This is a genomic window from Agromyces sp. NPDC058484 (genome assembly GCF_042720415.1).
GTDB lineage: Bacteria > Actinomycetota > Actinomycetes > Actinomycetales > Microbacteriaceae > Agromyces.
Genome location: NZ_JBHXMP010000001.1, coordinates 109,430 through 130,404, shown reverse-complemented (window position 1 = coordinate 130,404; position 20,975 = coordinate 109,430). Strand labels below are relative to the sequence as shown.

The following is a 20,975-nucleotide window of genomic DNA, read 5'->3' as shown; positions in this document are numbered from 1 at the left end:
GCGTCCACCTGGAAATGGCTCAGGTGCGCCAGATGTCCAGCGTCTGCGCGGGCGGATGTCCCTCGAGTTCGGCGAGGATCAGATGCGACCTCGTCGACACGACGCCCGGCATGTCGTGGATGTCGCGAAGGATCGCCTGGCTCAGCTGTTCATGGTCGGGCGCGCTCACGGTGAGCATGATGTCGATGTCGCCCGAGACGGCCTGCACCTTCTCGACGAAGGGGAGTGTCGCGAGCTTCGCGGCGATCTCCTCCCACGAGACCTCGCCGATGCGCACGACGACGAGTGCGGAGATGTGCAGTCCGATCGCCCTTCGGTCGATCTGGGCACCGAAGCCCCTGATGACCCCGCGCTTCTGCAACTGCTGCAGGCGATTGTGCGCCGCGGTGCGTGAGATGTGGACCCGCTCGGCCAGGGTGCGCACCGACAGCCGGCCGTCGCGGCTCAGCTCGGCGACGATGCGTCGATCGATGCTGTCGAGCGCGTCGTTCCGGTGCGGTGTCTGCTGGGTCATCGTCGTCCCTTGTGCTCACTGCTCAGCGTAGCGGCTGCGCCGCCGCCCGCGAGGGCGTTCGGCGAACCGTCGGTCACGCGGCGTACACTCGGCCAGATGCGTGTGAGACGAACGGCTGCTCTGCCGTTCCTGATCGCGGCGATGCTCCTCGGCGCAACCGCGTGCGGCACGGCCGCTCCGGCCGGGTCGGCACCCACGACCAGCCCCGCGGCGCCCGCGGCTCCTGCCCCAACCGCGACGCCGACGCCGGCGCCGATCCCCACCGAGGCGCCGGTTCCGAGCGACGCCGTCGGCGCATGGGTCAGCGAACGGATGTCGCAGCTCACCACCCCGCAGAAGGCGGCCGCGCTCCTCATGCTGCACGCTCCCGGCACCGACCCGGCGCCCCTCAGGGCGTACGTCGACGCAGGCGTGTCGGGCCTCATCCTGATGGGCGACAACGTGCCGGCGACCCCGCCCGAGCTCGCGGCGATCACCGCCGCCGTCCGCACGGGCGCCGAGGCGCCCGTGCTCATCGGCATCGACGAGGAGGGCGGCGAGGTGCAGCGCCTCCCGTGGGACGGGGCCGCGAGCGCGGAGACGCTCCGCGGAGCCCCCGCGCCCGCGGCGCGCGACGCGTTCGCCCTGCGTGCAGCGACGCTCGCCGAGGTCGGCGTGTCGGTGAACTTCGGCATCGTCGCGGATGTCACGCCCGATCCGGAGTCGTTCATCTCGGGCCGTGTGCTCGGCACCGATCCGGCCGGCGCCGCGGAGCGGGTGGCGGCCGCCGTCGCGGGGGAGCGGGGCATCGTGATGAGCACGCTCAAGCACTTCCCTGGCCACGGTGCGGCCCCGGGCGACTCGCACACGAGCGTGCCCGCCGCGCCGCTCTCGCTCGACGAGTGGCGCGCCGGACCGGCCATCCCGTTCCGAGCGGGGATCAATGCCGGCGCGGAGCTGGTGATGACCGGCCACCTCGCCTATCCGGCGGTGGACCCGGCGCCCGCCTCGCTGTCGCCCGAGTGGCATCGCATCCTGCGTGAAGAGCTCGGGTTCGAGGGCGTGGTGGTGACGGACGACATGCTGATGCTCCAGCACAACGGCCTGCCCGAGTACGCGGACCCGGGCGAGAACGCGGTGCGCGCCGTCGCCGCCGGCAGCGATCTGCTGCTCTACGTGCTGCCCGGCGATCCGACGGAGTTCGGCATCTCGATCGACGGGCTGGTCGGGTCGCTCGTGGCCGCGGTGGAGGCGGGTCGCATCACCGAGGAACGGCTGGACGACGCCGTGCGACGCGTGCTGACGCTCAGGCGGTCGCTCGCCGTCTGAGCGCATCCGGGGGAATACCGCGAGTGATCCATGTGTTTGCATAGATGTGGCCGGGAGAACGGCCGCGGCGACACCGAATCGACCATGGAGAACCACCACATGACGAGCACTGCCACGACGATCGAGATCCCCGGCTACCGCGCCGGCACCTGGAAGGTCGACACCGCGCACAGCGAGGTCGGCTTCAGCATCCGCCACCTCATGATCAGCAAGGTGAAGGGCGCCTTCGAGCGCTTCGATGCGACCTTCGTGACCGCGGAGAACCCCCTCGACTCGAAGGTGACGGCCTCGGCCGAAGTCGCCTCGATCACCACGAACGAGCCGAACCGCGACGCGCACCTGCGCACCGGCGACTTCTTCGAGGCCGAGACCTACCCGACCATCGACTTCGTCTCCACCGGCGTTCGCGTCGACGACGGCGACTTCAAGGTCGACGGAGACCTCACGATCCGTGGCATCACGAAGCCCGTGACGTTCGACTTCGACTTCGGCGGCTTCGGCGGCGACCCGTACGGCAACTACAAGGGCGGCGCGACGGCGAAGACCGAGATCGCCCGCGAGGACTTCGGCCTCACCTACAACGCCGCCCTCGAGACCGGCGGCGTGCTCCTCGGCGACAAGGTGACCATCACGCTCGAGCTGCAGGCCGCGCTCGAGCAGTAGTCCGAGAGGCGATCCGAATCTCCCGGAACGGGCGGTGCCCCAGCGCGGCATCGCCCGTTCCGCGCTTCACGCGATCTCGACCGTTCCGAGCTCCTGCCCCCAGAAGCGCGCCCGCGAGCGTAGTGACGTGGCGAAGTCGGCCGGATCGATGGCGGATGCCGCGTCGAAGCCGTCGAGCACGACGGATGTTGCGCCGCGGCCCTGCCCGCGCCGCCACGTGCCGACCACGCGGCCCCGTGACACGAGGATCGGCTGGAACACGCCGTTGCCGCCCGGGATGATGCGTGCGGCGAACTCGGGCGTACAGACCGCGAGGCGGTCGGCGTATCCGAGGAAGTACTCGTCGAACGCAGCGAGCACGAGACCCGACTGCGCCCGCGGCGTGGGTGCGGCCGCATCGGCCGGCCACCCGGCATCCGACGCCACGAAGCGGTCTTCGTCGAATGCCGTGACCGTGTCGCCGGCCGCCGCCCGCGCAGAGCGCGCATCGCCCAGCGTGAGCCCGCTCCACCACGCGAAGTCGCGTACGCTCGCGGGCCCGTGCCCGGCGATGTAGGCGAGGAAGAGGCCGGCGAGCGTCTCGTCGCGATCGAAGGCCGAGACCGTGGACGGCGCCCACTCGTCGAGCAGGACGAGGCGTTGCCCGCGCCCATCGATGGGACCCCAGCAGACGAGAGCATCGTTCGCGAGCCACCAGATCAGGTGGTAGCCGCGCTGGCCGGTCGTCGCGATGCCCGCGGCCTCCCAGGCTGCCTGCAGCTCCTCGCGAGAACGTGAGGCGCCGCCCGCGAGCTCGCGCTCGGCGATCGCCCGGGCCGCACGATAGGTCGCCTCATCGAGCTCGAGCTGCCGGTGCCGGGTGGCCGCGCGCTGCAGTATGCGCGGCCCGGTGATCGCGATGATCGGCCGGAGTCGTTCGGTGGGCAGGAGGTGCAGGGTGCCGCGCAGTGGCCAGGAACGCACGATCTCGCGAGCCTCGATGGCGGCATCGACGTCGGCCGCGACCGACCCGGGCACCCGTGCGCCGACCACCCACTTCGCCGCGGAGAGGTCTTGGGCCTGCACCGCGCCCAGGCGGCGCACGGCATCGGCGGCGCTGGGCAGGCCGCCGCGGAGGCCGTGGGACTCGAGTCGTGCTGCGCGCACTCGGGCATCGCTGGTGGTCTTCGGCATGGCTCGAGTCTGGCGGATGCCGCCGACACGTGCCCACCGCCCCGCGGATGCTGCGGCAACGCGGCCGGGATAGACTGGGAGGCTGTGCCCGTCGGCACGCTCCCACCACCACCCGCATCCCTCCCGGAGGATACCCGTGCTCGCCGTCAATGATCTCGAGATCCGCGTTGGCGCCCGCGTGCTCATGGAGCACGTCGACTTCCGCGTGACCGCGGGCGACAAGGTCGGCCTCGTCGGTCGCAACGGGGCGGGCAAGACCACGCTCACCAAGACGCTCGCGGGTGAGACCCTGCCGACCGGCGGGCGCATCGACCGCTCGGGCGAGATCGGCTACCTTCCGCAGGATCCTCGCTCCGGCGACCCGGAGATGCTCGCTCGCACGCGCATCCTCGACGCGCGCGGACTCGGCATGCTCGTGCTCGGCATGCACGAGGCATCCATGCAGATGGGCAGCGATGATCCGGCCGTCGCCGAACGGGCCATGAAGAAGTACGGCAACCTCACCGACCGGTTCACCGCTCTCGGCGGCTACGCAGCCGAGGCCGAGGCGGCCTCGATCGCCTCGAACCTCAACCTGCCCGACCGCATCCTCGACCAGCCGCTGAAGACCCTCTCCGGCGGCCAGCGACGCCGCATCGAGCTCGCCCGAATCCTGTTCTCCGACGCCGACACGATGATCCTCGACGAGCCGACCAACCACCTCGACGCCGACTCGGTCGTCTGGCTCCGCGAGTTCCTGAAGGGCTACAAGGGCGGCGTCATCGTGATCAGCCACGATGTCGAGCTGGTCGGCGAGGTCGTCAACCGCGTGTTCTACCTCGATGCGAATCGGTCGATGATCGACATCTACAACATGGGCTGGAAGCACTACCTGCGCCAGCGCGCCGCCGACGAGGAGCGCCGCAAGAAGGAGCGCGCCAACGCCGAGAAGAAGGCCGGCGCGCTGCAGCTCCAGGCTGCGAGGTTCGGCGCCAAGGCGACGAAGGCCGCGGCTGCCCACCAGATGGTTGCGCGCGCCGAGAAGCTGCTCGCGGGCCTCGAGGAGGTGCGCGCCGTCGACCGCGTGGCGAAGTTGCGCTTCCCGACGCCGGCGCCCTGCGGGCGCACACCGCTGACCGCCAACGACCTCTCGAAGAGCTACGGCTCGCTCGAGATCTTCACCGCGGTCGACCTGGCGATCGACCGCGGCTCCAAGGTGGTGATCATCGGCCTGAACGGCGCAGGCAAGACGACGCTGCTCCGCATCCTCGCGGGCGTCGATCGTCCCGACACGGGCGTCGTCGATGCAGGGCATGGCCTGCGCGTGGGCTACTACGCCCAGGAGCACGAGACGCTCGACGTGAAGCGCAGCGTGCTGCAGAACATGGTGAGCGCCTCACCGAACCTCACCGAGACCGAGGCACGCAAGGTGCTCGGGTCGTTCCTCTTCACGGGCGACGACGTGCACAAGCCCGCGGGCGTGCTCTCAGGCGGCGAGAAGACCCGGCTCGCGCTCGCGATGATCGTCGTCTCGGGCGCGAACGTGCTGCTCCTCGACGAGCCGACGAACAACCTCGACCCCGCCAGCCGCGCCGAGATCCTCGACGCGCTCGCGCACTACGAGGGCTCGGTCGTGCTCGTCTCCCACGACCCGGGCGCCGTCGAGGCCCTGAACCCCGAGCGGGTGCTCATCATGCCCGACGGCACCGAAGACCACTGGAGCCGCGAGTACCAGGAGCTCATCGAGCTTGCGTGAGTCGGCGACCTATCGCCGGTCGAGGATCTCGTCCTCCACGTCGGCGTCGCCGCGCTCACGCGGCGGCCTGCGCGGCACTCGTGCCGCCTTCGCCGCCCGGTCGGATCCGGACGCCTCCAGGAGCCCCCGCCGCTCCTGGTTCGCGGCCCAGCCGAGTCCGATGAACGCCAGGAGGGCGAACACGAACCACTGCAGAGCATAGGAGAGGTGCGGGCCCTCGTCGCGCACGGGACGTGCGGCGGCGAGCGGCGGTTCCGCGGCATCCGCCCCCGACTGCACGAGCAGACCGTACGCGCCGGTGTACGCGGGCTCGTCAACGCGCTCCGCGAGCTCGGGGAGGTCGATCGTCGCGAGCTCGACCCCGGTCGACGTACGGCCGGCGATCCGCTCCTCGCCGGCCTTCAGGCGAGCCGCGATCTCGACGTGTCCCGTGGGCGGCGCGGCGATCTCGCTCGGCCGGCCGCCGGAGGCCTGTGCGATCCAGCCCCGGTCGACCATGAACACCGTGCCGTCGTCGAGGCGGAACGGCGTGATGACCTCGAAGCCCGAGCTGCCCCCGAACGGCCGGTTCCGGACGACGACCTCCTCGTCGGCGAGGTACTCGCCCGACAACGCCACCACCGTCCAGCGCTGATCGACATCGAAGGCCGACGGGTCGGGCAGCGCTTCAGCCACCGGCACCGGATCGGCGTCGTAGTTCGCGTCGATGCGGGCGACCTCCGCGAGCGCCTCGGCGCGCCGGTTCAACTGCCACGTGCCGAGGGCGCAGCACGCGATGGCGAACGCGACGACGAGGGCAAGGTAGCCCGCCCAGCGCGGTGACGTGAGGAAGGACCATTCGTTCACGAGCCGGCCTCCGCTGCGGCATCCGTTTCGCGCGTATCGAACCGGTCGACGCACACCGGGAACGAGCGCGCCTCCAGGAAGCCGCGAAGGTACTCGACGTGCTCGTCGCACGCGAGCCAGGTCTTCCACCGATCGCCGGTGTGGATGCGGGGGTTCTGCCAGTCGATGCGCCAGGCGGCCGTCTCGCGGCAGCCGGCGCGCGAGCAGACGTCGGGGGCGGCGCCCGCCCCGATGCCGCCGATCACGCGGCACCGCGCTCGTCGTCGTGTGGCGTTTCCGATTCGGCGTGGTGCTCGGTGTCGGGCTGCCCAGGCCTGGAGTCCCCGGTTCCGGTGTCGTCGGATCCGGGCGTGTCGGGTGTCGGCTCCGCCTGGGTGAGCGGCACGAGCCCGCCGGGTCGCAGCACCTGCGGCGCGCGCGTCGGCCCGCTCACGTTCGCGAGCACGACGGCCACGTACGGGAGGAAGATGGCACCGGCGGCGCACACCGCGAGCCACCAGCCTTCCACGAAGAGCATCGCGAAGATGCACGCGACACGGATCGACATCGCGATCGTGTACTTGATCATGCGCGAGTGCCGCTCCGCTTCGGGCGAGGGCGGCAGCGTGGTGATCGACTGCTGCTTCATGGTGGTCGCCGTGGGTCGCGCGGCACTCCTCTCCTTCAAGCCTACGTCGGTCGGGCGTCGCCGGATGCCCCGATCTCCGACGCTCTATGCTGGGACGGGCCGGTCGGCCAGACGCTCTCACGCACCGCAGAAACGGAGTCCAGCATGACGACGAGCCGCACCGTCCTCGTGACCGGTGGCAACCGGGGCATCGGATACGCGATCGCCCGCGAGTTCATCGCCCAGGGCCACCGCGTCGCCGTCACCGCCCGCTCCGGCGAGGGCCCCGAGGGATCGCTCACGGTGCGAGCAGACGTCACGGATGCCGCATCCGTCGACCGGGCCTTCACCGACGTCGAGGCGGCGCTCGGTCCCGTGGAGGTCGTCGTGGCGAACGCGGGCATCACGCGCGACACGCTCCTCCTGCGCATGAGCGAGGACGAGTTCACGAGTGTGGTCGACACCAACCTCACGGGCGCCTTCCGCGTGGTGAAGCGCGCGTCGAAGGGCATGCTCAAGGCGCGGTTCGGCCGCATCGTGCTCATCTCGAGCGTCGTCGGCCTCTACGGCTCGGCCGGGCAGGTGAACTACTCGGCGTCGAAGGCCGGGCTCGTGGGCATGGCGCGGTCGCTGACCCGCGAACTCGGTGCACGCAACATCACGGCGAACGTCGTGGCCCCCGGCTTCATCGAGACCGACATGACCGACGAGCTGCCCGAGGCGCAGCAGGCGGAGTACAAGAAGAGCATCCCGCTGGGCCGTTTCGCCTCGCCCGAAGAGGTCGCGCGCGTCGTCACGTGGCTCGCCGGCGACGACGCCGGATATGTCTCGGGCGCGGTCATCCCCGTCGACGGCGGACTGGGCATGGGTCACTGAGCCGGGCTTCCGGAGCCGATCGCGACGCGCGCACCCGCGCAGAGGCCTCAGCCGCGTAACCCGAGCAGCGCCAGCACCTGGCCGAGGTCGGGGCGGTCGATCGCGACATCCGCTCGCTCGCGCACGACCGGCTTCGCGCAGAACGCGATCCCCAGCGTCGCCCGGCCGAGCATCTCGAGGTCGTTCGCTCCGTCGCCCACGGCCACGGTCCGGTCCGGGCGGATGCCGCTCGCCGCCGCCCATTCGTCGAGCGCCCTCGCCTTGGCGTGCGCATCGACGATCGCGCCGTCGACGCGGCCGGTGAGCCGGCCGTCGGCGACCTCGAGTCGGTTGGCACGGCAGAAGTCGAGGCCGAGTCGCGACGCCAGCGGGTCGAGCAGCTCGTGGAAGCCGCCCGAGACGACGCCCACGCATCCGCCGGCGGCGTGCACGCCGTCGATGAGCTCCTGCACGCCGGGCGTCGGGTTCATCCGCCCGCGCGCGTGCTCGAGCACTGCGACGTCGAGGCCGGCGAGGGTCGCGACCCGTTCGCGCAGGCTCGCCGCGAAGTCGAGTTCGCCGCGCATCGCGCGCTCGGTGACGGCCGCGACGAGCTCGAGGCTGCCCGCGGCATCCGCCAGCAGCTCGATCGCCTCCTCGCGGATCAGCGTCGAGTCGGCGTCGAGCACGACGAGGGGGCCGCTCACGCGGCCGGTGGCGAGCGCCGTCACGCCGAGGCCCGAACCCGCGAACCCTTGCCGACGACCGTGATGCCGCTGTCGGTCACCATGAATCCGCGCGCGCGATCGTGGTCGAGGTCGACGCCGATGTTCGCGCCGGCCTCGACGACCACCTCCTTGTCGAGGATGGCGCGCTGCACGGTGGCGCCGTCCTCGATGCGGGCCCGGTCGAAGAGGATCGAGTCGGCGACGTGGGCGCCCGAGCCCACGATCGCCCACGGCCCGAGCACGCTCCGCTCGACGTGCGCGCCCGAGATCACCGAGCCGAGCGAGACGATCGAGTCGATGACCGTGCCGAGCGAGCCGCGGGCGTCGCGGGTGAACTTCGCAGGCGGGGAATTGAGCTGCTGGCTGAATATCGGCCACTCGCGGTTGTAGAGGTTGAAGACGGGCAGCACCGAGATGAGGTCCTGGTGCGCCTCGAAGAACGAATCGATCGTCCCAACGTCGCGCCAGTAGTACCGGTCGCGGTCGGTCGAGCCCGGCACCTCGTTGCTCAGCAGGTCGTAGACGCCCGCGGCGCCCGCCTCGACGAAGGCGGGGATGATGTCCCCGCCCATGTCGTGACTCGAGTCGGTGCGCTCGCCGTCGCGGAGCACGGCCTCGACGAGCGCGTCGGCGTTGAACACGTAGTTGCCCATCGAGGCGAGCACCTCGCGCGGAGAGTCGGGGAGGCCCACAGGGTCCTTCGGCTTCTCGAGGAATCGGTGGATGCGGCCCGGGTTCGCCGGGTCCACCTCGATGACGCCGAACTGGTCGGCCAGGCTGATCGGCTGGCGGATCGCGGCCACCGTGGCCGGGAGGCCCGATTCCACGTGCGCCTCGATCATCTGCTCGAAGTCCATGCGGTACACGTGGTCGGCGCCGACCACCACGATGATGTCGGGGTTCTCGTCGTGGATGAGGTTGAGGCTCTGCAGGATCGCGTCGGCCGAACCCGAGAACCAGCGCTTGCCGAGGCGCTGCTGCGCCGGCACCGAGGCCACGTAGGAGTTCAGCAGCCCGCTCATGCGCCAGGTCTGCGACACGTGCCGGTCGAGGCTGTGCGACTTGTACTGCGTGAGCACGACGATCTGCCTGAGCCCCGAGTTGAGCAGGTTCGACAGCGCGAAGTCGATGAGCCGGTACTGGCCGCCGAACGGCACCGCGGGCTTGGCCCGATCTTCTGTCAGGGGCATGAGCCGCTTGCCCTCGCCGCCGGCGAGGACGATGCCGAATACCTTGCGCGTGGACATGCCCCCAGCGTAGTCAGACGACGCCGCTTTCGCGGACGGCGTGTCGAACGGTGACGGATGCCGCTGCGCTACCGTTGCAGCATGCGTGTCGACCTGCTCACCCGCGAGTACCCACCCGAAGTGTACGGAGGTGCCGGTGTGCACGTCGCAGAACTCGTGCGAGCGCTCCGTCGGGATCTCGAGGTCGTCGTACGATGCTTCGGTGCCTCCCGCGATGAGCCCGGCGCGTTCGCCTACCCGACGCCGGCGGAGTTCTCGGGCCGCAACGCCGCCCTCGGAACCATGGGCGTCGACCTCCTGATGGCGGGCGACGCGGCCGGAGCCGACGTCGTGCACTCGCACACCTGGTACGCGAACTTCGCGGGCTTCACGGCCAAACGACTGCACGACGTGCCCCACGTCGTCACCGCGCACAGCCTCGAGCCGTTGCGTCCGTGGAAGGCCGAGCAGCTCGGCGGCGGGTACCGGCTCTCGTCGTGGGTGGAGCGCACGGCATTCGAGGACGCCGACGCGGTGATCGCCGTCTCGGGCGGCATGCGCCGCGACATCCTGCGCGCGTATCCCGCGATCGATCCCGGGCGTGTCGAGGTGGTGTACAACGGCATCGACCTCACCGACTGGCAGCCGAACCACGACGCCGATGTCGCGCGCAGCCTCGGGCTCGACCCCGATCGGCCCTCGGTGATCTTCGTGGGACGCATCACCCGGCAGAAGGGCCTGCCGTACCTGTTGCGGGCGGCCCGACTCCTTCCCGACGATGTGCAGCTCGTGTTGTGCGCCGGGGCGCCCGACACCGAGGAGATCATGTCCGAGGTCACCGGCCTCGTCGATGCGCTCCGTGCCGAGCGCGACGGCGTGGTCTGGATCGACCGCCATCTGCCGCGTCACGAGCTGACCGCGCTCCTCACCGCCGCGACCGTCTTCGTCTGCCCCTCGGTCTACGAACCGCTCGGCATCGTGAACCTCGAGGCGATGGCGTGCGGCGCACCCGTCGTCGGAACGTCGACCGGCGGCATCCCCGAGGTGGTGGAGGACGGCGTGACCGGTGTGCTCGTGCCCATCGAGCAGGCGGACGACGGCACAGGCACCCCGCTCGACCCCGACAGGTTCGTCGCCGATCTCGCCGCCGCGCTCACGCGGGTCGTGGGCGATCCCGCCGCGGCGCGGGCGATGGGGGAGGCCGGGCGTCGCCGCGCCGAGGCGCACTTCGCGTGGGACGCGATCGCCGCCCGCACCCGGGAGGTGTACGAGCGGGTGCTCGCGCGCTGACGTGCTCGGGCCGGCGACGGATGCCGCGTGCGGCATCCGCGCGCACCGGAGGCCCTCCCCGGTCCCGATAGCATTGAGCACATGGCGAGTACGGTTCTGGAGTTCCGCGATGTGTCGGTGGTCCGCGACGGCAATTCGATCCTCGACTCGGTGACGTGGGGCGTCGAATCCGATGAGCGCTGGGTCATCCTCGGGCCGAACGGCGCCGGCAAGACCACGCTGCTGCAGATCGCCGCCGCTGCGATGCATCCCTCGAAAGGTTCCGCCCACGTGCTGGAGGAGTCGCTCGGCAAGGTCGACGTGTTCGAGCTCCGGCCGATGATCGGCTTCGCCTCCACGGCCATGGCGCGCAAGATCCCGCGCAACGAGACCGTGCTCGACGTCGTGCTGACCGCCGCCTACTCGGTCACCGGCCGGTGGAACGAGGAGTACGAGGAGATCGACCTCCGCCGCGCCCAGCGCGTGCTCAAGGAGTGGGGCCTCGCGGGATTCGCCGAGCGCCGCTTCGGCAGCCTCTCAGACGGCGAGCAGAAGCGGGTGCAGATCGCCCGCTCGGTCATGACCGACCCCGAGCTGCTGCTCCTCGACGAGCCCGCGGCGAGCCTCGACCTGGGTGCGCGCGAAGAACTCGTTGGGCTGTTGGGAGGCTACGCCTCCTCGTCCGCGTCGCCCGCGATCGTCATGGTCACGCACCACGTCGAGGAGATCCCGCAGGGGTTCACGCACGCGATGCTCCTCGCCGGCGGCAAGATCGTCGCAGCGGGCCCACTGGCCGAGGCACTCACGTCCGAGACCCTCACCGAGACGTTCGGCCTCACGATCGACCTCACCGAGGCCGAGGGGCGATTCGCCGCGCGAGCCGCCTGACGCGGCCCGACGCCGCCCGACGTGCGGTCGCGTCGACTCTGCTAGAATCGATAGCTGGCCCGTGGGCCATCATGCTTTCCTGCCACCGTGCGTGGGCGCGTGGGCGGGATTCCAGTTCATCATCCGATCAGCAAGGAAGTCTCCATGAAGACCGACATCCACCCCGAGTACAACGCCGTCGTCTTCCGCGACCTCTCCTCGGGCGCCACGTTCCTCACCCGTTCCACCGTGACGAGCGACAAGACGATCGAACTCGACGGCGAGACGTACCCCGTCATCGACGTCGAGATCTCGTCGGAGTCGCACCCGTTCTACACGGGCAAGCAGCGCATCATGGACTCGGCCGGCCGCGTCGAGAAGTTCAACCAGCGCTTCAAGAACTTCGGCAAGTAGGCACTGCCGAACGAGGGCGGGCGGCTCCGGTCGCCCGCCCTTCGTCGTGCCTGCACCCATGAAGTCCGTGGGACTGACTTCATGGCGCGGGGGTGGACCGCGCGCGCTCAGGCTCCGTGACTCGGTGACGCCCCTGCAGGAACAATTGCGCTCCTGTCGGCGTGTCGCTCGACAGTGGCTTGCGTCTCCGCGACTTCTTCCTGCGTCAGCGTCGCACGCGCACGGGGTGCGTCGTCGTTGACGTGTGAGCGCACCGGCCAGGCGCCCGAGGTCGTGAACTCGGGCTCGCCATTGGCACGACGCCACGCCTGGTAGCTCTCGGCCTGCTCGCGGCACCAGTCGACCTGGCGGGCGTGCAGGTCTCCGACGGCGATCGCCGCGAGCTCGGGGTACTCGCGGGCGATCGCCTGGGCGACCCGCCCCGCGGCGACGGCGTCGGCACCGGCGTCGTGCGCGTTGGGGAGCGCGACCCCGTAGTGGGCGGCCGTGGCGGTGAGCGTGCGCTTGCCGCGGCGGTAGCGGTCGACGGCCTTGTCGATGACGAGGGGATCGATGACCGGGCCGGGGCCGGGCAGGGGAGTGTGTCCGTAGCGCTCCGCCTCGCGGGCGAGCACCGTGAGGTCGTATGCCGCGTTGTACGCGACGATCGGCAGGCCTCGGCCTGCGGCATCCGTGAGCGCGTCGATGATCTCGGCGACTGCGACCGCCGCGACCCGGCCTTCGAGGCGTGCCCGCTCGGTGGTCACGCCGTGGATGAGCGACGCCGCCGTGGGGATCTCGACGCCGGGGTCGACGAGCCACTCGCGTTGCTCGAGCACATCGCCGGCAGCACCGATCACGCCGACGTGGGCGGTGACGATGCGGCAGGCGTCGACGTCGATGCCGGTGGTCTCGAGGTCGAAGACGGCCAGGGTGTCGGCCCAGCGGGCGCTCGTCGTGTCATCCATGGTCGAAGGCTATGGGCGGCCACCGTCAGGGGCGGCGGACCGTCACGCGTGTCCGCGGCATCCGTCGCAGGGAGCGGGAAGGGGGAGCCGGGCGCTCAGCTGACGCGCCGTAGAATGTCCGGGATGATCGACTCCCCGTACGCCGAGCAGCTCGCTCGCATCCCCGTGAGCGCCCACCGCGTCGACGTCGACGGCACCGAGACCGCGTGGTGGGAGTACGGCGCGGCGGATGCCCCGGTGCTGGTGCTCGTGCACGGCTTCCGCGGCGACCATCACGGCCTCGAGCCGGTCGTCGCGCAACTGCCGGGGTTCCGCATCATCTCGCCCGACCTGCCCGGCTTCGGCGAGTCCACCGCGTTCGCGGAGCGTCCGCACGACATCGACGCGTACGCCGACTGGCTCGCCGCGTTCATCGACGCGGTCGGCATCGCCGGCCCGTACGCTCTGCTCGGCCACTCGTTCGGGTCGATCGTGGCCTCCGCGGCGGTCGCGCGCGGTCTCGCGCCCGAACGGCTCGTGCTCGTAAACCCGATCGGCGCGCCGGCGCTCGAGGGCCCGCGCGGCGTGATGACCCGGCTTGCGGTGGCGTACTACCGCGCCGCGGCGGCCCTCCCCGAGAAGGCGGGGTTCGCGCTGCTGCGCAACGGCGCGATCGTGCGGGTCATGAGCGTCACGATGGCGAAGACCCGCTCGAAGACCCTCCGCCGGTGGATCCACGATCAGCACGACCGCTTCTTCTCGGCGTTCGGCGACCGCGACGCCGTGCTCGAGGCGTTCCGTGCCTCGGTGAGCCACGACGTGAGCGAGTTCGCGCGCGACATCCGGGTGCCGACCCTGCTCGTCGCCGCGGAGCGCGACGACGTCACGCCGCTCGACGCGCAGCGGCGCCTGGTCGCACGTTTTCCCGACGCCTCGCTCGAGGTCATCCCCGAGGTCGGGCACCTCATCCACTACGAGACGCCCGGCGACGCGGCGGCGCGAATCCTCCGCTTCCTGCGCTCGGAAGCACGCACGTGAGGATCGTCGTCGACTGCCGCTATGTCCGCGTCGGGCAGCACGACGGCATCAGCCGGTTCACCGCGGGCATCGTCACGGAGCTCGGCAGGCGGCATCCGCTCACCATGCTCATCAGCGACCACCGGCAGCTCGACATGCTGCCGGCGCTGCCGTGGCAGCTGGTGAGCTCGCCGACCAGCATCCGTGAGCCGCTGGTCGCGCTGCAGGTGCGCAAGCTCCGACCCGATGTCGTGTTCACACCCATGCAGACCATGGGGTCGTGGGGCCGCACCTACAAGCTGCTCCTCACCGTGCACGACCTGATCTACTACGAGAACCGCACGCCGCCGCGCGACCTGCCCGCGCCCGTGCGCCTGCTGTGGCGGCTGTACCACCTCGCCTGGTGGCCGCAGCGGATGCTCCTGAACCGTGCCGACGGCGTCGTCACCGTCTCGCAGACGACCGCCGAGCTCATCCACGAGCACCACCTCACCGAACGGACCGTCACCGTCGTGCCGAACGCGGCCGACGACCTCGCGGCGCCGTCGCTGCCGCGTGCACGCCCCGCAGGGCACCGCCTCGTCTACATGGGCTCGTACATGCCCTACAAGAACGTCGACACGCTCGTGCGCGCGGTCGCGGCTCTGCCCGACCACGAGCTGCACCTGTTGAGCCGCATCTCGCGTGCCGAGCGAACCCGGCTCACGAGGCTCGCACCGCAGGCGCGTCTCGTCTTCCACGACGGCGTGACGGATGCCGCGTACGCGGAGCTCCTCGCGAACGCCACCGCGCTCGTGCACGCGTCGCGCGCCGAGGGGTTCGGCATCCCGCTCATCGAGGCGATGCGGCTGGGCACGCCCGTCGTCGTGAGCGACATCCCGATCTTCCGCGAGATCGGCGACGGCGCGGCGCTGTTCTTCGACCCGGGCAACCCCGAGTCGCTCGTGGCCGCGCTGTGGGCGCTCGAACACGAGGGGGAGTGGGAGCGGCGCTCCGCGGCATCCGTCGACGTCGCCGCACGCTACGATTGGGCGTCGTCGGCCGAGAGACTGCTCGAGCTCATGCGGCGCACGGTCGCGCCGGGAACCCGGCGGCGTCGCCGGCGGGCCCGCGCCTGAACGTCGTCAAGGGAGCAGCGCGGCCGCCATCGCGGTGAGCGTCTCGCTCGCGCCCGCGTCGATCTTCACGGCAGCACGGCTGTCGCCCTTCGTCGTGCCGCGGTTGACCACGATGATGGGCATGCGGCGTCGCCGCGCGAGCTCGATGAGGCGGATCCCCGAGTTCACGACGAGCGACGAGCCCGCCACGAGCAGGGTGTCGGCGCCCCGCACGAGCGAGGCCGCGGCGTGGAACGTGTCGGTCGGCACGAACTCGCCGAAGAAGACGACGTCGGGCTTCAGGATGCCGCCGCAGACCGTGCACCCGGGAACCGCCATCGCTTCGATGTCGTCGACGTCGACGTCACCGTCGGGCCTCGGCCGGATCGCCGTGGCGAGGTCGACCGACGGGTTCAGCGCGGCCAGCCGATCGGCGATGGCCTGACGGGCGTAGTGCTGGCCGCAGGTGAGGCAGACCACGCGATCCATCCCGCCGTGGAGTTCGACGACGTGACGGCTTCCCGCGCGCCGGTGGAGGCCGTCGACGTTCTGGGTGACCACGCCCGACACGACGGCGCGGGCTTCGAGATCGGCGAGGGCGCGGTGCCCGGAGTTCGGCTTCGCGCCCGCGAAGTTGCGCCAGCCCAGGTGGCTGCCCGCCCAGTACCGTTTGCGCGCGGTCTCCGAGGCGAGGAACGCCTGGAACGTCATGGGCGTGCGCACCGGCGCCCCCTCGCCGCGGTAGTCGGGGATGCCGGAGTCCGTGCTGACTCCGGCGCCCGTGAGCACCGCGACGCGCGTGCCGCGCATGAGGTCGATCGCAGCGTCGAGCAGCGCATCGGTTCGCACCGGAGCTTCCAGGTCGGACACCACGCGGATTCCCCCTTCGACGGTGGTCATGATTCTAGAACGCGTCGTTTTCCGGATTGTTTCCGGCACTGGCAGGCTGGAGGGGAGGAGATCCATGCACATCGAACGAGTCCGCGACGCGGCATCCGACGAGGTGGCCGACTACGCCCGGCTCACCGACGTCGCCCTCCGCAGCGCGCACGAGCCTGCGGAGGGCCTGTACATCGCCGAGTCGGCGAAGGTCATCCGCCGCGCGATCGGCGCCGGACACCGTCCGCGCTCGGTGCTCATGGAGGAGAAGTGGCTGCCGGGGCTCGAGCAATCGCTCGCGCCGTTCGACGTCACCGTTCATCTCGCCGACGCAGACCAGCTCGAGGCCATCACGGGGTACCGGGTGCACCGGGGCGCCCTCGCCGCGTTCCACCGGCCGGCGACGCCCGACCCCGCCGCACTGCTCGAGGGTGCGCGTCGCGTCGTCGTGCTCGAGGACATCGTGGATCACACGAACGTCGGCGCGATCTTCCGCTCGGTCGCGGCGCTCGGCGCCGACGCGGTGTTCGTGAGCCCGCGATGCGCCGACCCACTGTACCGCCGCAGCGTGCGCGTCAGCATGGGCACGGTGCTGCAGGTGCCCTGGACCAGGCTGCCCGAGTGGCCGGATGCCGCGGCGCTGCTGCATGCGCACGGCTTCTCGATCCTCGCGCTCGCGCTCGCGGACGACGCGGTGTCGCTGCGGGCGCTCGCCGCCGACCCGCCCGAGCGCCTCGCACTCGTGTTCGGCGCTGAGGGCGACGGTCTCAGCCGCAGCGCGCTCGGCGCCGCCGACCAGGTCGTCACGATCCCGATGGCGCACGGCGTCGATTCGCTGAACGTGGCCGCCGCCGCAGCGGTCGTGCTGTATGCGCTCGCCGTCGACTCGACGACCGCGGTCGACGGGGAGGCGACGGATGCCTGAGACGAATCCCCGCGCGGATCGCGCGAAGGTCTACCGGCGGCGCCGCATCGTCGTGTTCTCCGCGCTCGCGCTCGTGGTCGCGCTCGTCACGACCGGCGCGATCTACACGACGAACGCGCTCGGCGCCCCGATTCCGGCTGCAGCGCCCGCGATCATCGACCCCGCGCCCGTCGCCGCGTCGCCGCAACCGGTCGCCCTGCCGGGTTTCGGCAGCTACGCGGTCGGCGCGGTCGGGTTCGACGGCCTGCTCGCGGCGGGGAATGACGCGGCATCGGTGCCGATCGCGAGCATCACGAAGGTCGTCACCGCACTCGTGGTGCTCGAGGCGCATCCGATCGCGGCCGGCGAGGGCGGACCCGAGATCGCCTACACGAGCGACGACGTCGACATCTACTGGGACATGGTCGCCCAGAACGGCTCCGTCGCCCCGGTGGCCGCCGGATCGACGCTGACGCTCCGCGAGAGCCTCGAGGCGATGCTGCTGCCGTCGGGCAACAACTACGCGATCTCCATCGCGAACTGGGCGTTCGGCTCCGAGGCCGCCCTCGTCGAGCGCGCCGACGCCTGGCTGGCCGAGCACGAGCTCACGACCACGCGCATCGTCGACGCGAGCGGACTGTCCCTCGACAACGTGTCGACCGCCCCCGATCTCGTGAAGCTCGGCGAGCTCGCACTGACCGATCCGGTGCTCGCCGAGATCGTGGCGACACCCGTCGTCGACATCTCCGAGCTCGGCACGCTGAAGAACTCCAACAAGCTGCTCGGCAGCCACGGCGTGGACGGCATCAAGACCGGCACCACCGACGACGCCGCGAACCTGCTCTTCTCCGCCGACGTGCCGGTGGGGGCGACATCCGTCACCATCGTCGGGGTGCTGCTCGGCGGCGACACCCACGCGGTGCTGAACGACGCGATCGCCGCGCTCCTCGACTCGATCGCGCCGGGCTTCCACGAGGTCACCCCCCTCGAGGCCAACCAGGCGCTCGCCGAGTACGACACCCCGTGGGGCGACACCGCGCGCGCGCGGACGGCGGGCGGGGCATCCGTCATCGTCTGGAACGACACGCCCGTCGACGTCGAGGTGCACGCCGACCCCCTGACCCTCGCCACGCGCGGCGACGAGGTGGGCACGGCCGTCGTGCGCGCCGGCGCGCAGGAGATCACCGTTCCGCTCGTGCTCGACGCGTCGCTCGACGACCCCGGCGCGTGGTGGCGGCTCACGAACCCCGGCGCGCTCGACGCGACCGGCGCGGCTCAGCCGGGCAGCGAGTAAGGGCCTGCATCGGGGCGCTTCGCCGAGATGAGATCTCCAGAGGACTGGTGACGGATGCGCCGGAGCACCCACGGCACGAGGTAGTCGCGCGCCCACGACAGGTCTTCGACGCGCGCCTGCCGCCAGGTGCCGGTGGGCAGCGGTTCGGGCTTCATCGGTTCGAGGTCGTTGTCGACGTTGAGCGCGGCGAGCACCATTCGAGCGACGGTGTGGTGACCGAGCGCGTTCAGGTGCAGCCGGTCGGGTGCCCACATTCGCTGGTCCTGGATGTCGGTGAGCGCCCACTGGTCGGCGACGATGCAGTCGAAGCGCTGCGCGATCCGGCGGAGGTTCTCGTTGTAGATGGCGACCTTGCCTCGGATGCCTCGGAACACGGGGGAGAACCCGACGTCGACGCCCGTGAAGATCACGATCGTCGCCCGGTCGCGGGAGAGTCGTTCGATCGCGTACTCGAACCGCGCGGCGATCTCGTCGGGGTCGGTTCGCGGGCGGATCACGTCGTTGCCGCCCGCAGAGACGGTGATGAGGTCGGGGCGGAGCGCGAGCGCCGGCTCGAGCTGCTCGTCGACGATCTGCTGGATGAGCTTGCCGCGCACCGCGAGGTTCGCATAGGCGAAGTCCTCGGTGCCCTGGCTGAGCACCTCGGCCACGCGGTCGGCCCAACCGCGGTGACCGCCCGGCACACTCGACTCGGGATCGCCGATGCCCTCGGTGAACGAATCGCCGATGGCGACATACCGTGACCATGGGTGCTGCTGCGTGACCATCCCCCCATTGTGCCGGTTCGCGGACTCCACGCGGCGGTCCGGCCCGGGTTCGATCATGTCGGGCCCCTCCGCTACGCTCGGATCCAGTGAGCACCGCGACCCCCTCCGGCCATCAGCCGGGCACCTCGGCCGCCGAGCATCTCCCACCCTCGTTCCCGGCTCGTGCCCCATGGGGCACCGCATCGAGGCTCCGCGCCTGGCAGGCCGAGGCGCTCGAGCAGTACCTCGCCGGCCTGCCGCGCGACTTCCTCGCGGCCGCGACGCCGGGCGCCGGCAAGACCACGTTCGCGCTGCGTCTCGCCGCCGAGCTCAGGGCCCGCCGCATCATCGACCGCATCACCGTCGTCGCCCCGACCGACCACCTGAAACGGCAGTGGGCGGATGCCGCGGCCCGCGCCGGCATCCGACTCGACCCGGGTTTCCGCAACTCCCACGGACGCGCCGCCGGGCACTTCCACGGCGTCGCCGTCACCTATGCCCAGGTCGCGATGCGGCCCGCGCTGCACCGCGAGCTCACCGTCTCGGGGCGCACGCTCGTGATCCTCGACGAGGTGCACCACGGCGGCGACGCGCTCTCGTGGGGCGACGCGATCCGCGAGGCGTTCGAGCCCGCGACGAAGCGGCTCTCGCTCACGGGAACGCCGTTCCGCTCCGACACGGCCCCCATCCCGTTCGTGCACTACGAACCCGACGCGCGGGGCGTTCGGCTCTCGAAGACCGATTACGACTACGGCTACGGCCGTGCCCTCGCCGACGGCGTCGTGCGGCCGGTGCTCTTCATGGTCTACGCGGGCCACATGCGCTGGCGCACCAAGGCCGGCGATGAGATGGAGGCGAAGCTCGGCGAGGACAACACGAAGGACATCACCTCGTCGGCGTGGCGTACCGCGCTCGAGCCGACCGGCGAGTGGATCCCCGCCGTGCTCGCCGCAGCTGATCGCCGGCTCACCGAGGTGCGGCACGGCATCCCCGACGCCGGCGGGCTCGTCATCGCAACCGATCAGACGGTGGCTCGCGCGTACGCGCAGATCCTCGAGGGCATCTGCGGCGAGCGGGTCACCGTGGTGCTCTCCGACGAGAAGGAAGCCAGTGCCCGCATCGAGGAGTTCTCGGGCAACACCAGGCGGTGGATGGTCGCGGTGCGCATGGTCTCCGAGGGCGTCGACGTGCCGCGGCTCTCGGTGGGCGTGTACGCCACGAGCGCGTCGACGCCGTTGTTCTTCGCACAGGCGATCGGCCGATTCGTGCGCGCGCGGCGCCGCGGCGAGACCGCGTCGGTCTTCCTCCCGAACGTGCCGACCCTGATGAGCCTCGCCTCGCAGCTCGAGCTCGAACGCGACCACGCGCTCGATCGGCGCAGCGGCGACGATGGTGACGACGGCCTCGACGACAGCCTCCTCGAATCGGCGAACCGCGAGGAGCGCGCCTCGGAGGAGGCCGGCCTCGGCACGTGGGAGGCGATCGGGTCGGATGCCTCGTTCGACCGAGTGCTCTACGACGGGACCGAGTTCGGCACCCTCGCCGAACCCGGAAGCGACGAGGAGTACGACTTCATCGGCATCCCCGGCATCCTCGAGCCCGAGCAGGTCTCCGAGCTTCTCCGCCATCGGCAGGCGCGTCAGGCCCGTAGGTCCGGCGAGCGGCGCAAGCACGCGGTCGAGGAGGAGCACGCCGAGCCCGTGGCGCTCTACCGCACCCTCAAGGAGCAGCGCGCGCTGCTCAACAGCCTCGTCGGCCTCTGGGCGCGGCACACCGGGGAGCCGCACTCGCAGGTGCACGCCGAGCTCCGTCGGGTCTGCGGCGGCCCGGCGGTGGCGCAGGCCACCGTGACCCAGCTGCAGTCGCGCATCGAGCTGCTGCGCCGCCGTCTCGGCAGCCGCTGAGGC

Annotated in this window: 22 protein-coding genes; 12 read left to right on the top strand and 10 right to left on the bottom strand. The window is 71.1% G+C overall.

Annotation, left to right across the window (positions count from 1 at the left end):
* Positions 1-19: 19 nt before the first annotated feature.
* Entirely contained in the window at positions 20-514 is a 495-nt protein-coding gene (locus tag ACFWN7_RS00625; RefSeq protein ID WP_376936713.1) for an Lrp/AsnC family transcriptional regulator, read from the bottom strand.
* 96 nt (positions 515-610) lie between these two features.
* Here ACFWN7_RS00625 and ACFWN7_RS00620 point away from each other — a divergent pair, with 96 nt between their 5' ends.
* Both ACFWN7_RS00620 and ACFWN7_RS00615 read left to right on the top strand, forming a co-directional pair.
* On the top strand, positions 611-1,822 hold the full coding sequence (locus ACFWN7_RS00620; protein ID WP_376936712.1) for a glycoside hydrolase family 3 N-terminal domain-containing protein: 1,212 nt from the start codon (positions 611-613) through the stop codon (positions 1,820-1,822).
* Positions 1,823-1,921: 99 nt separating this feature from the next.
* Positions 1,922-2,485 carry a YceI family protein gene (locus tag ACFWN7_RS00615; protein ID WP_376936711.1) on the top strand — a complete coding sequence of 188 codons (564 nt, stop codon included), beginning with the start codon at positions 1,922-1,924 and terminating at the stop codon, positions 2,483-2,485.
* Positions 2,486-2,551: 66 nt separating this feature from the next.
* Here ACFWN7_RS00615 and ACFWN7_RS00610 read toward each other — a convergent pair whose 3' ends face one another.
* On the bottom strand, positions 2,552-3,658 hold the full coding sequence (locus tag ACFWN7_RS00610; RefSeq protein WP_376936710.1) for a winged helix DNA-binding domain-containing protein: 1,107 nt from the start codon (positions 3,656-3,658) through the stop codon (positions 2,552-2,554).
* A 136-nt stretch (positions 3,659-3,794) separates the two neighbouring features.
* Between ACFWN7_RS00610 and ACFWN7_RS00605 the strand changes: the two genes are divergently transcribed.
* On the top strand, positions 3,795-5,393 hold the full coding sequence (locus ACFWN7_RS00605; RefSeq protein WP_376936709.1) for an ABC-F family ATP-binding cassette domain-containing protein: 1,599 nt from the start codon (positions 3,795-3,797) through the stop codon (positions 5,391-5,393).
* A gap of 9 nt (positions 5,394-5,402) precedes the next feature.
* Here ACFWN7_RS00605 and ACFWN7_RS00600 read toward each other — a convergent pair whose 3' ends face one another.
* From ACFWN7_RS00600 to ACFWN7_RS00590, 3 genes are read right to left on the bottom strand one after another with little or no spacing between them, the layout of a single operon-like run.
* Positions 5,403-6,239 carry an SURF1 family protein gene (locus tag ACFWN7_RS00600; protein ID WP_376936708.1) on the bottom strand — a complete coding sequence of 279 codons (837 nt, stop codon included), beginning with the start codon at positions 6,237-6,239 and terminating at the stop codon, positions 5,403-5,405.
* A complete protein-coding gene (locus tag ACFWN7_RS00595) occupies positions 6,236-6,484 on the bottom strand; it encodes a hypothetical protein (RefSeq protein WP_376936707.1) in 249 nt (82 codons plus the stop codon). Before ACFWN7_RS00595 ends, ACFWN7_RS00600 begins: the two co-directional genes overlap by 4 nt.
* The gene (locus ACFWN7_RS00590; protein WP_376936706.1) at positions 6,481-6,867 is read right to left on the bottom strand and encodes a DUF3099 domain-containing protein; all 387 of its coding nucleotides are present in this window, start codon (positions 6,865-6,867) and stop codon (positions 6,481-6,483) included. The genes ACFWN7_RS00595 and ACFWN7_RS00590 overlap by 4 nt, the downstream gene beginning before the upstream one ends.
* Before the next feature lie 144 nt (positions 6,868-7,011).
* Here ACFWN7_RS00590 and ACFWN7_RS00585 point away from each other — a divergent pair, with 144 nt between their 5' ends.
* Positions 7,012-7,722 carry a beta-ketoacyl-ACP reductase gene (locus ACFWN7_RS00585; protein ID WP_376936705.1) on the top strand — a complete coding sequence of 237 codons (711 nt, stop codon included), beginning with the start codon at positions 7,012-7,014 and terminating at the stop codon, positions 7,720-7,722.
* Positions 7,723-7,769: 47 nt separating this feature from the next.
* On the opposite strand, the gene serB is transcribed toward ACFWN7_RS00585, so the two are convergent.
* Together serB and ACFWN7_RS00575 are read right to left on the bottom strand one after the other, a co-directional pair.
* The gene (serB, locus tag ACFWN7_RS00580) at positions 7,770-8,432 is read right to left on the bottom strand and encodes a phosphoserine phosphatase SerB (RefSeq protein ID WP_376936704.1); all 663 of its coding nucleotides are present in this window, start codon (positions 8,430-8,432) and stop codon (positions 7,770-7,772) included.
* Positions 8,429-9,676 carry a glucose-1-phosphate adenylyltransferase gene (locus ACFWN7_RS00575; RefSeq protein ID WP_376936703.1) on the bottom strand — a complete coding sequence of 416 codons (1,248 nt, stop codon included), beginning with the start codon at positions 9,674-9,676 and terminating at the stop codon, positions 8,429-8,431. Before ACFWN7_RS00575 ends, serB begins: the two co-directional genes overlap by 4 nt.
* Positions 9,677-9,757: 81 nt before the next feature.
* On the opposite strand from ACFWN7_RS00575, the gene glgA reads away from it, so the two are divergent.
* The 3 genes from glgA (at position 9,758) to ACFWN7_RS00560 (ending at position 12,205) form a co-directional block, all read left to right on the top strand.
* Positions 9,758-10,945: a glycogen synthase gene (glgA, locus tag ACFWN7_RS00570; RefSeq protein WP_376936702.1), complete on the top strand. Its 1,188-nt coding sequence runs from the start codon at positions 9,758-9,760 to the stop codon at positions 10,943-10,945.
* An 81-nt stretch (positions 10,946-11,026) separates the two neighbouring features.
* A complete protein-coding gene (locus tag ACFWN7_RS00565; protein WP_376936701.1) occupies positions 11,027-11,812 on the top strand; it encodes an ABC transporter ATP-binding protein in 786 nt (261 codons plus the stop codon).
* A 144-nt stretch (positions 11,813-11,956) separates the two neighbouring features.
* Complete coding sequence (locus ACFWN7_RS00560; RefSeq protein ID WP_376936700.1) at positions 11,957-12,205, top strand: type B 50S ribosomal protein L31; 249 nt, start codon at positions 11,957-11,959, stop codon at positions 12,203-12,205.
* A gap of 107 nt (positions 12,206-12,312) precedes the next feature.
* Here the strand turns inward: ACFWN7_RS00560 and ACFWN7_RS00555 are convergent, their stop codons facing one another.
* Positions 12,313-13,152: an exonuclease domain-containing protein gene (locus ACFWN7_RS00555; RefSeq protein WP_376936699.1), complete on the bottom strand. Its 840-nt coding sequence runs from the start codon at positions 13,150-13,152 to the stop codon at positions 12,313-12,315.
* A gap of 123 nt (positions 13,153-13,275) precedes the next feature.
* Between ACFWN7_RS00555 and ACFWN7_RS00550 the strand changes: the two genes are divergently transcribed.
* The gene (locus ACFWN7_RS00550) at positions 13,276-14,169 is read left to right on the top strand and encodes an alpha/beta fold hydrolase (RefSeq protein ID WP_376936698.1); all 894 of its coding nucleotides are present in this window, start codon (positions 13,276-13,278) and stop codon (positions 14,167-14,169) included.
* Positions 14,166-15,266 (top strand): glycosyltransferase family 4 protein, encoded by a 1,101-nt coding sequence (locus ACFWN7_RS00545; RefSeq protein ID WP_376936697.1) that lies wholly within the window; start codon positions 14,166-14,168, stop codon positions 15,264-15,266. The genes ACFWN7_RS00550 and ACFWN7_RS00545 overlap by 4 nt, the downstream gene beginning before the upstream one ends.
* A 6-nt stretch (positions 15,267-15,272) precedes the next feature.
* Here the strand turns inward: ACFWN7_RS00545 and ACFWN7_RS00540 are convergent, their stop codons facing one another.
* On the bottom strand, positions 15,273-16,145 hold the full coding sequence (locus tag ACFWN7_RS00540) for an NAD-dependent protein deacetylase (RefSeq protein WP_376936696.1): 873 nt from the start codon (positions 16,143-16,145) through the stop codon (positions 15,273-15,275).
* A gap of 64 nt (positions 16,146-16,209) precedes the next feature.
* Between ACFWN7_RS00540 and ACFWN7_RS00535 the strand changes: the two genes are divergently transcribed.
* Both ACFWN7_RS00535 and ACFWN7_RS00530 read left to right on the top strand, forming a co-directional pair.
* On the top strand, positions 16,210-17,049 hold the full coding sequence (locus tag ACFWN7_RS00535; protein WP_376936695.1) for a TrmH family RNA methyltransferase: 840 nt from the start codon (positions 16,210-16,212) through the stop codon (positions 17,047-17,049).
* Positions 17,042-18,322, top strand: coding sequence for a D-alanyl-D-alanine carboxypeptidase family protein (locus tag ACFWN7_RS00530; RefSeq protein WP_376936694.1), 1,281 nt, complete (start codon positions 17,042-17,044; stop codon positions 18,320-18,322). The genes ACFWN7_RS00535 and ACFWN7_RS00530 overlap by 8 nt, the downstream gene beginning before the upstream one ends.
* Here the strand turns inward: ACFWN7_RS00530 and ACFWN7_RS00525 are convergent.
* Positions 18,304-19,089, bottom strand: coding sequence for an SGNH/GDSL hydrolase family protein (locus ACFWN7_RS00525; protein WP_376936693.1), 786 nt, complete (start codon positions 19,087-19,089; stop codon positions 18,304-18,306). The genes ACFWN7_RS00530 and ACFWN7_RS00525 overlap by 19 nt on opposite strands.
* 86 nt (positions 19,090-19,175) lie before the next feature.
* Between ACFWN7_RS00525 and ACFWN7_RS00520 the strand changes: the two genes are divergently transcribed.
* The gene (locus ACFWN7_RS00520; protein ID WP_376936692.1) at positions 19,176-20,972 is read left to right on the top strand and encodes a DEAD/DEAH box helicase; all 1,797 of its coding nucleotides are present in this window, start codon (positions 19,176-19,178) and stop codon (positions 20,970-20,972) included.
* Positions 20,973-20,975: the final 3 nt, after the last annotated feature.

What these genes read in the sequence shown, in the direction of transcription:
- ACFWN7_RS00540 (WP_376936696.1), bottom strand. Translation starts at nt 16,145, where the DNA reads ATGACCACCGTCGAAGGGGGAATCCGCGTGGTGTCCGACCTGGAAGCT.
- ACFWN7_RS00525 (WP_376936693.1), bottom strand. Translation starts at nt 19,089, where the DNA reads ATGGTCACGCAGCAGCACCCATGGTCACGGTATGTCGCCATCGGCGAT.
- ACFWN7_RS00615 (WP_376936711.1), top strand. Translation starts at nt 1,922, where the DNA reads ATGACGAGCACTGCCACGACGATCGAGATCCCCGGCTACCGCGCCGGC.
- ACFWN7_RS00575 (WP_376936703.1), bottom strand. Translation starts at nt 9,676, where the DNA reads ATGTCCACGCGCAAGGTATTCGGCATCGTCCTCGCCGGCGGCGAGGGC.
- ACFWN7_RS00560 (WP_376936700.1), top strand. Translation starts at nt 11,957, where the DNA reads ATGAAGACCGACATCCACCCCGAGTACAACGCCGTCGTCTTCCGCGAC.
- ACFWN7_RS00585 (WP_376936705.1), top strand. Translation starts at nt 7,012, where the DNA reads ATGACGACGAGCCGCACCGTCCTCGTGACCGGTGGCAACCGGGGCATC.
- ACFWN7_RS00530 (WP_376936694.1), top strand. Translation starts at nt 17,042, where the DNA reads ATGCCTGAGACGAATCCCCGCGCGGATCGCGCGAAGGTCTACCGGCGG.
- ACFWN7_RS00550 (WP_376936698.1), top strand. Translation starts at nt 13,276, where the DNA reads ATGATCGACTCCCCGTACGCCGAGCAGCTCGCTCGCATCCCCGTGAGC.
- ACFWN7_RS00590 (WP_376936706.1), bottom strand. Translation starts at nt 6,867, where the DNA reads ATGAAGCAGCAGTCGATCACCACGCTGCCGCCCTCGCCCGAAGCGGAG.
- glgA (WP_376936702.1), top strand. Translation starts at nt 9,758, where the DNA reads ATGCGTGTCGACCTGCTCACCCGCGAGTACCCACCCGAAGTGTACGGA.
- ACFWN7_RS00625 (WP_376936713.1), bottom strand. Translation starts at nt 514, where the DNA reads ATGACCCAGCAGACACCGCACCGGAACGACGCGCTCGACAGCATCGAT.
- ACFWN7_RS00610 (WP_376936710.1), bottom strand. Translation starts at nt 3,658, where the DNA reads ATGCCGAAGACCACCAGCGATGCCCGAGTGCGCGCAGCACGACTCGAG.
- ACFWN7_RS00565 (WP_376936701.1), top strand. Translation starts at nt 11,027, where the DNA reads ATGGCGAGTACGGTTCTGGAGTTCCGCGATGTGTCGGTGGTCCGCGAC.
- ACFWN7_RS00535 (WP_376936695.1), top strand. Translation starts at nt 16,210, where the DNA reads ATGCACATCGAACGAGTCCGCGACGCGGCATCCGACGAGGTGGCCGAC.
- ACFWN7_RS00555 (WP_376936699.1), bottom strand. Translation starts at nt 13,152, where the DNA reads ATGGATGACACGACGAGCGCCCGCTGGGCCGACACCCTGGCCGTCTTC.
- ACFWN7_RS00620 (WP_376936712.1), top strand. Translation starts at nt 611, where the DNA reads ATGCGTGTGAGACGAACGGCTGCTCTGCCGTTCCTGATCGCGGCGATG.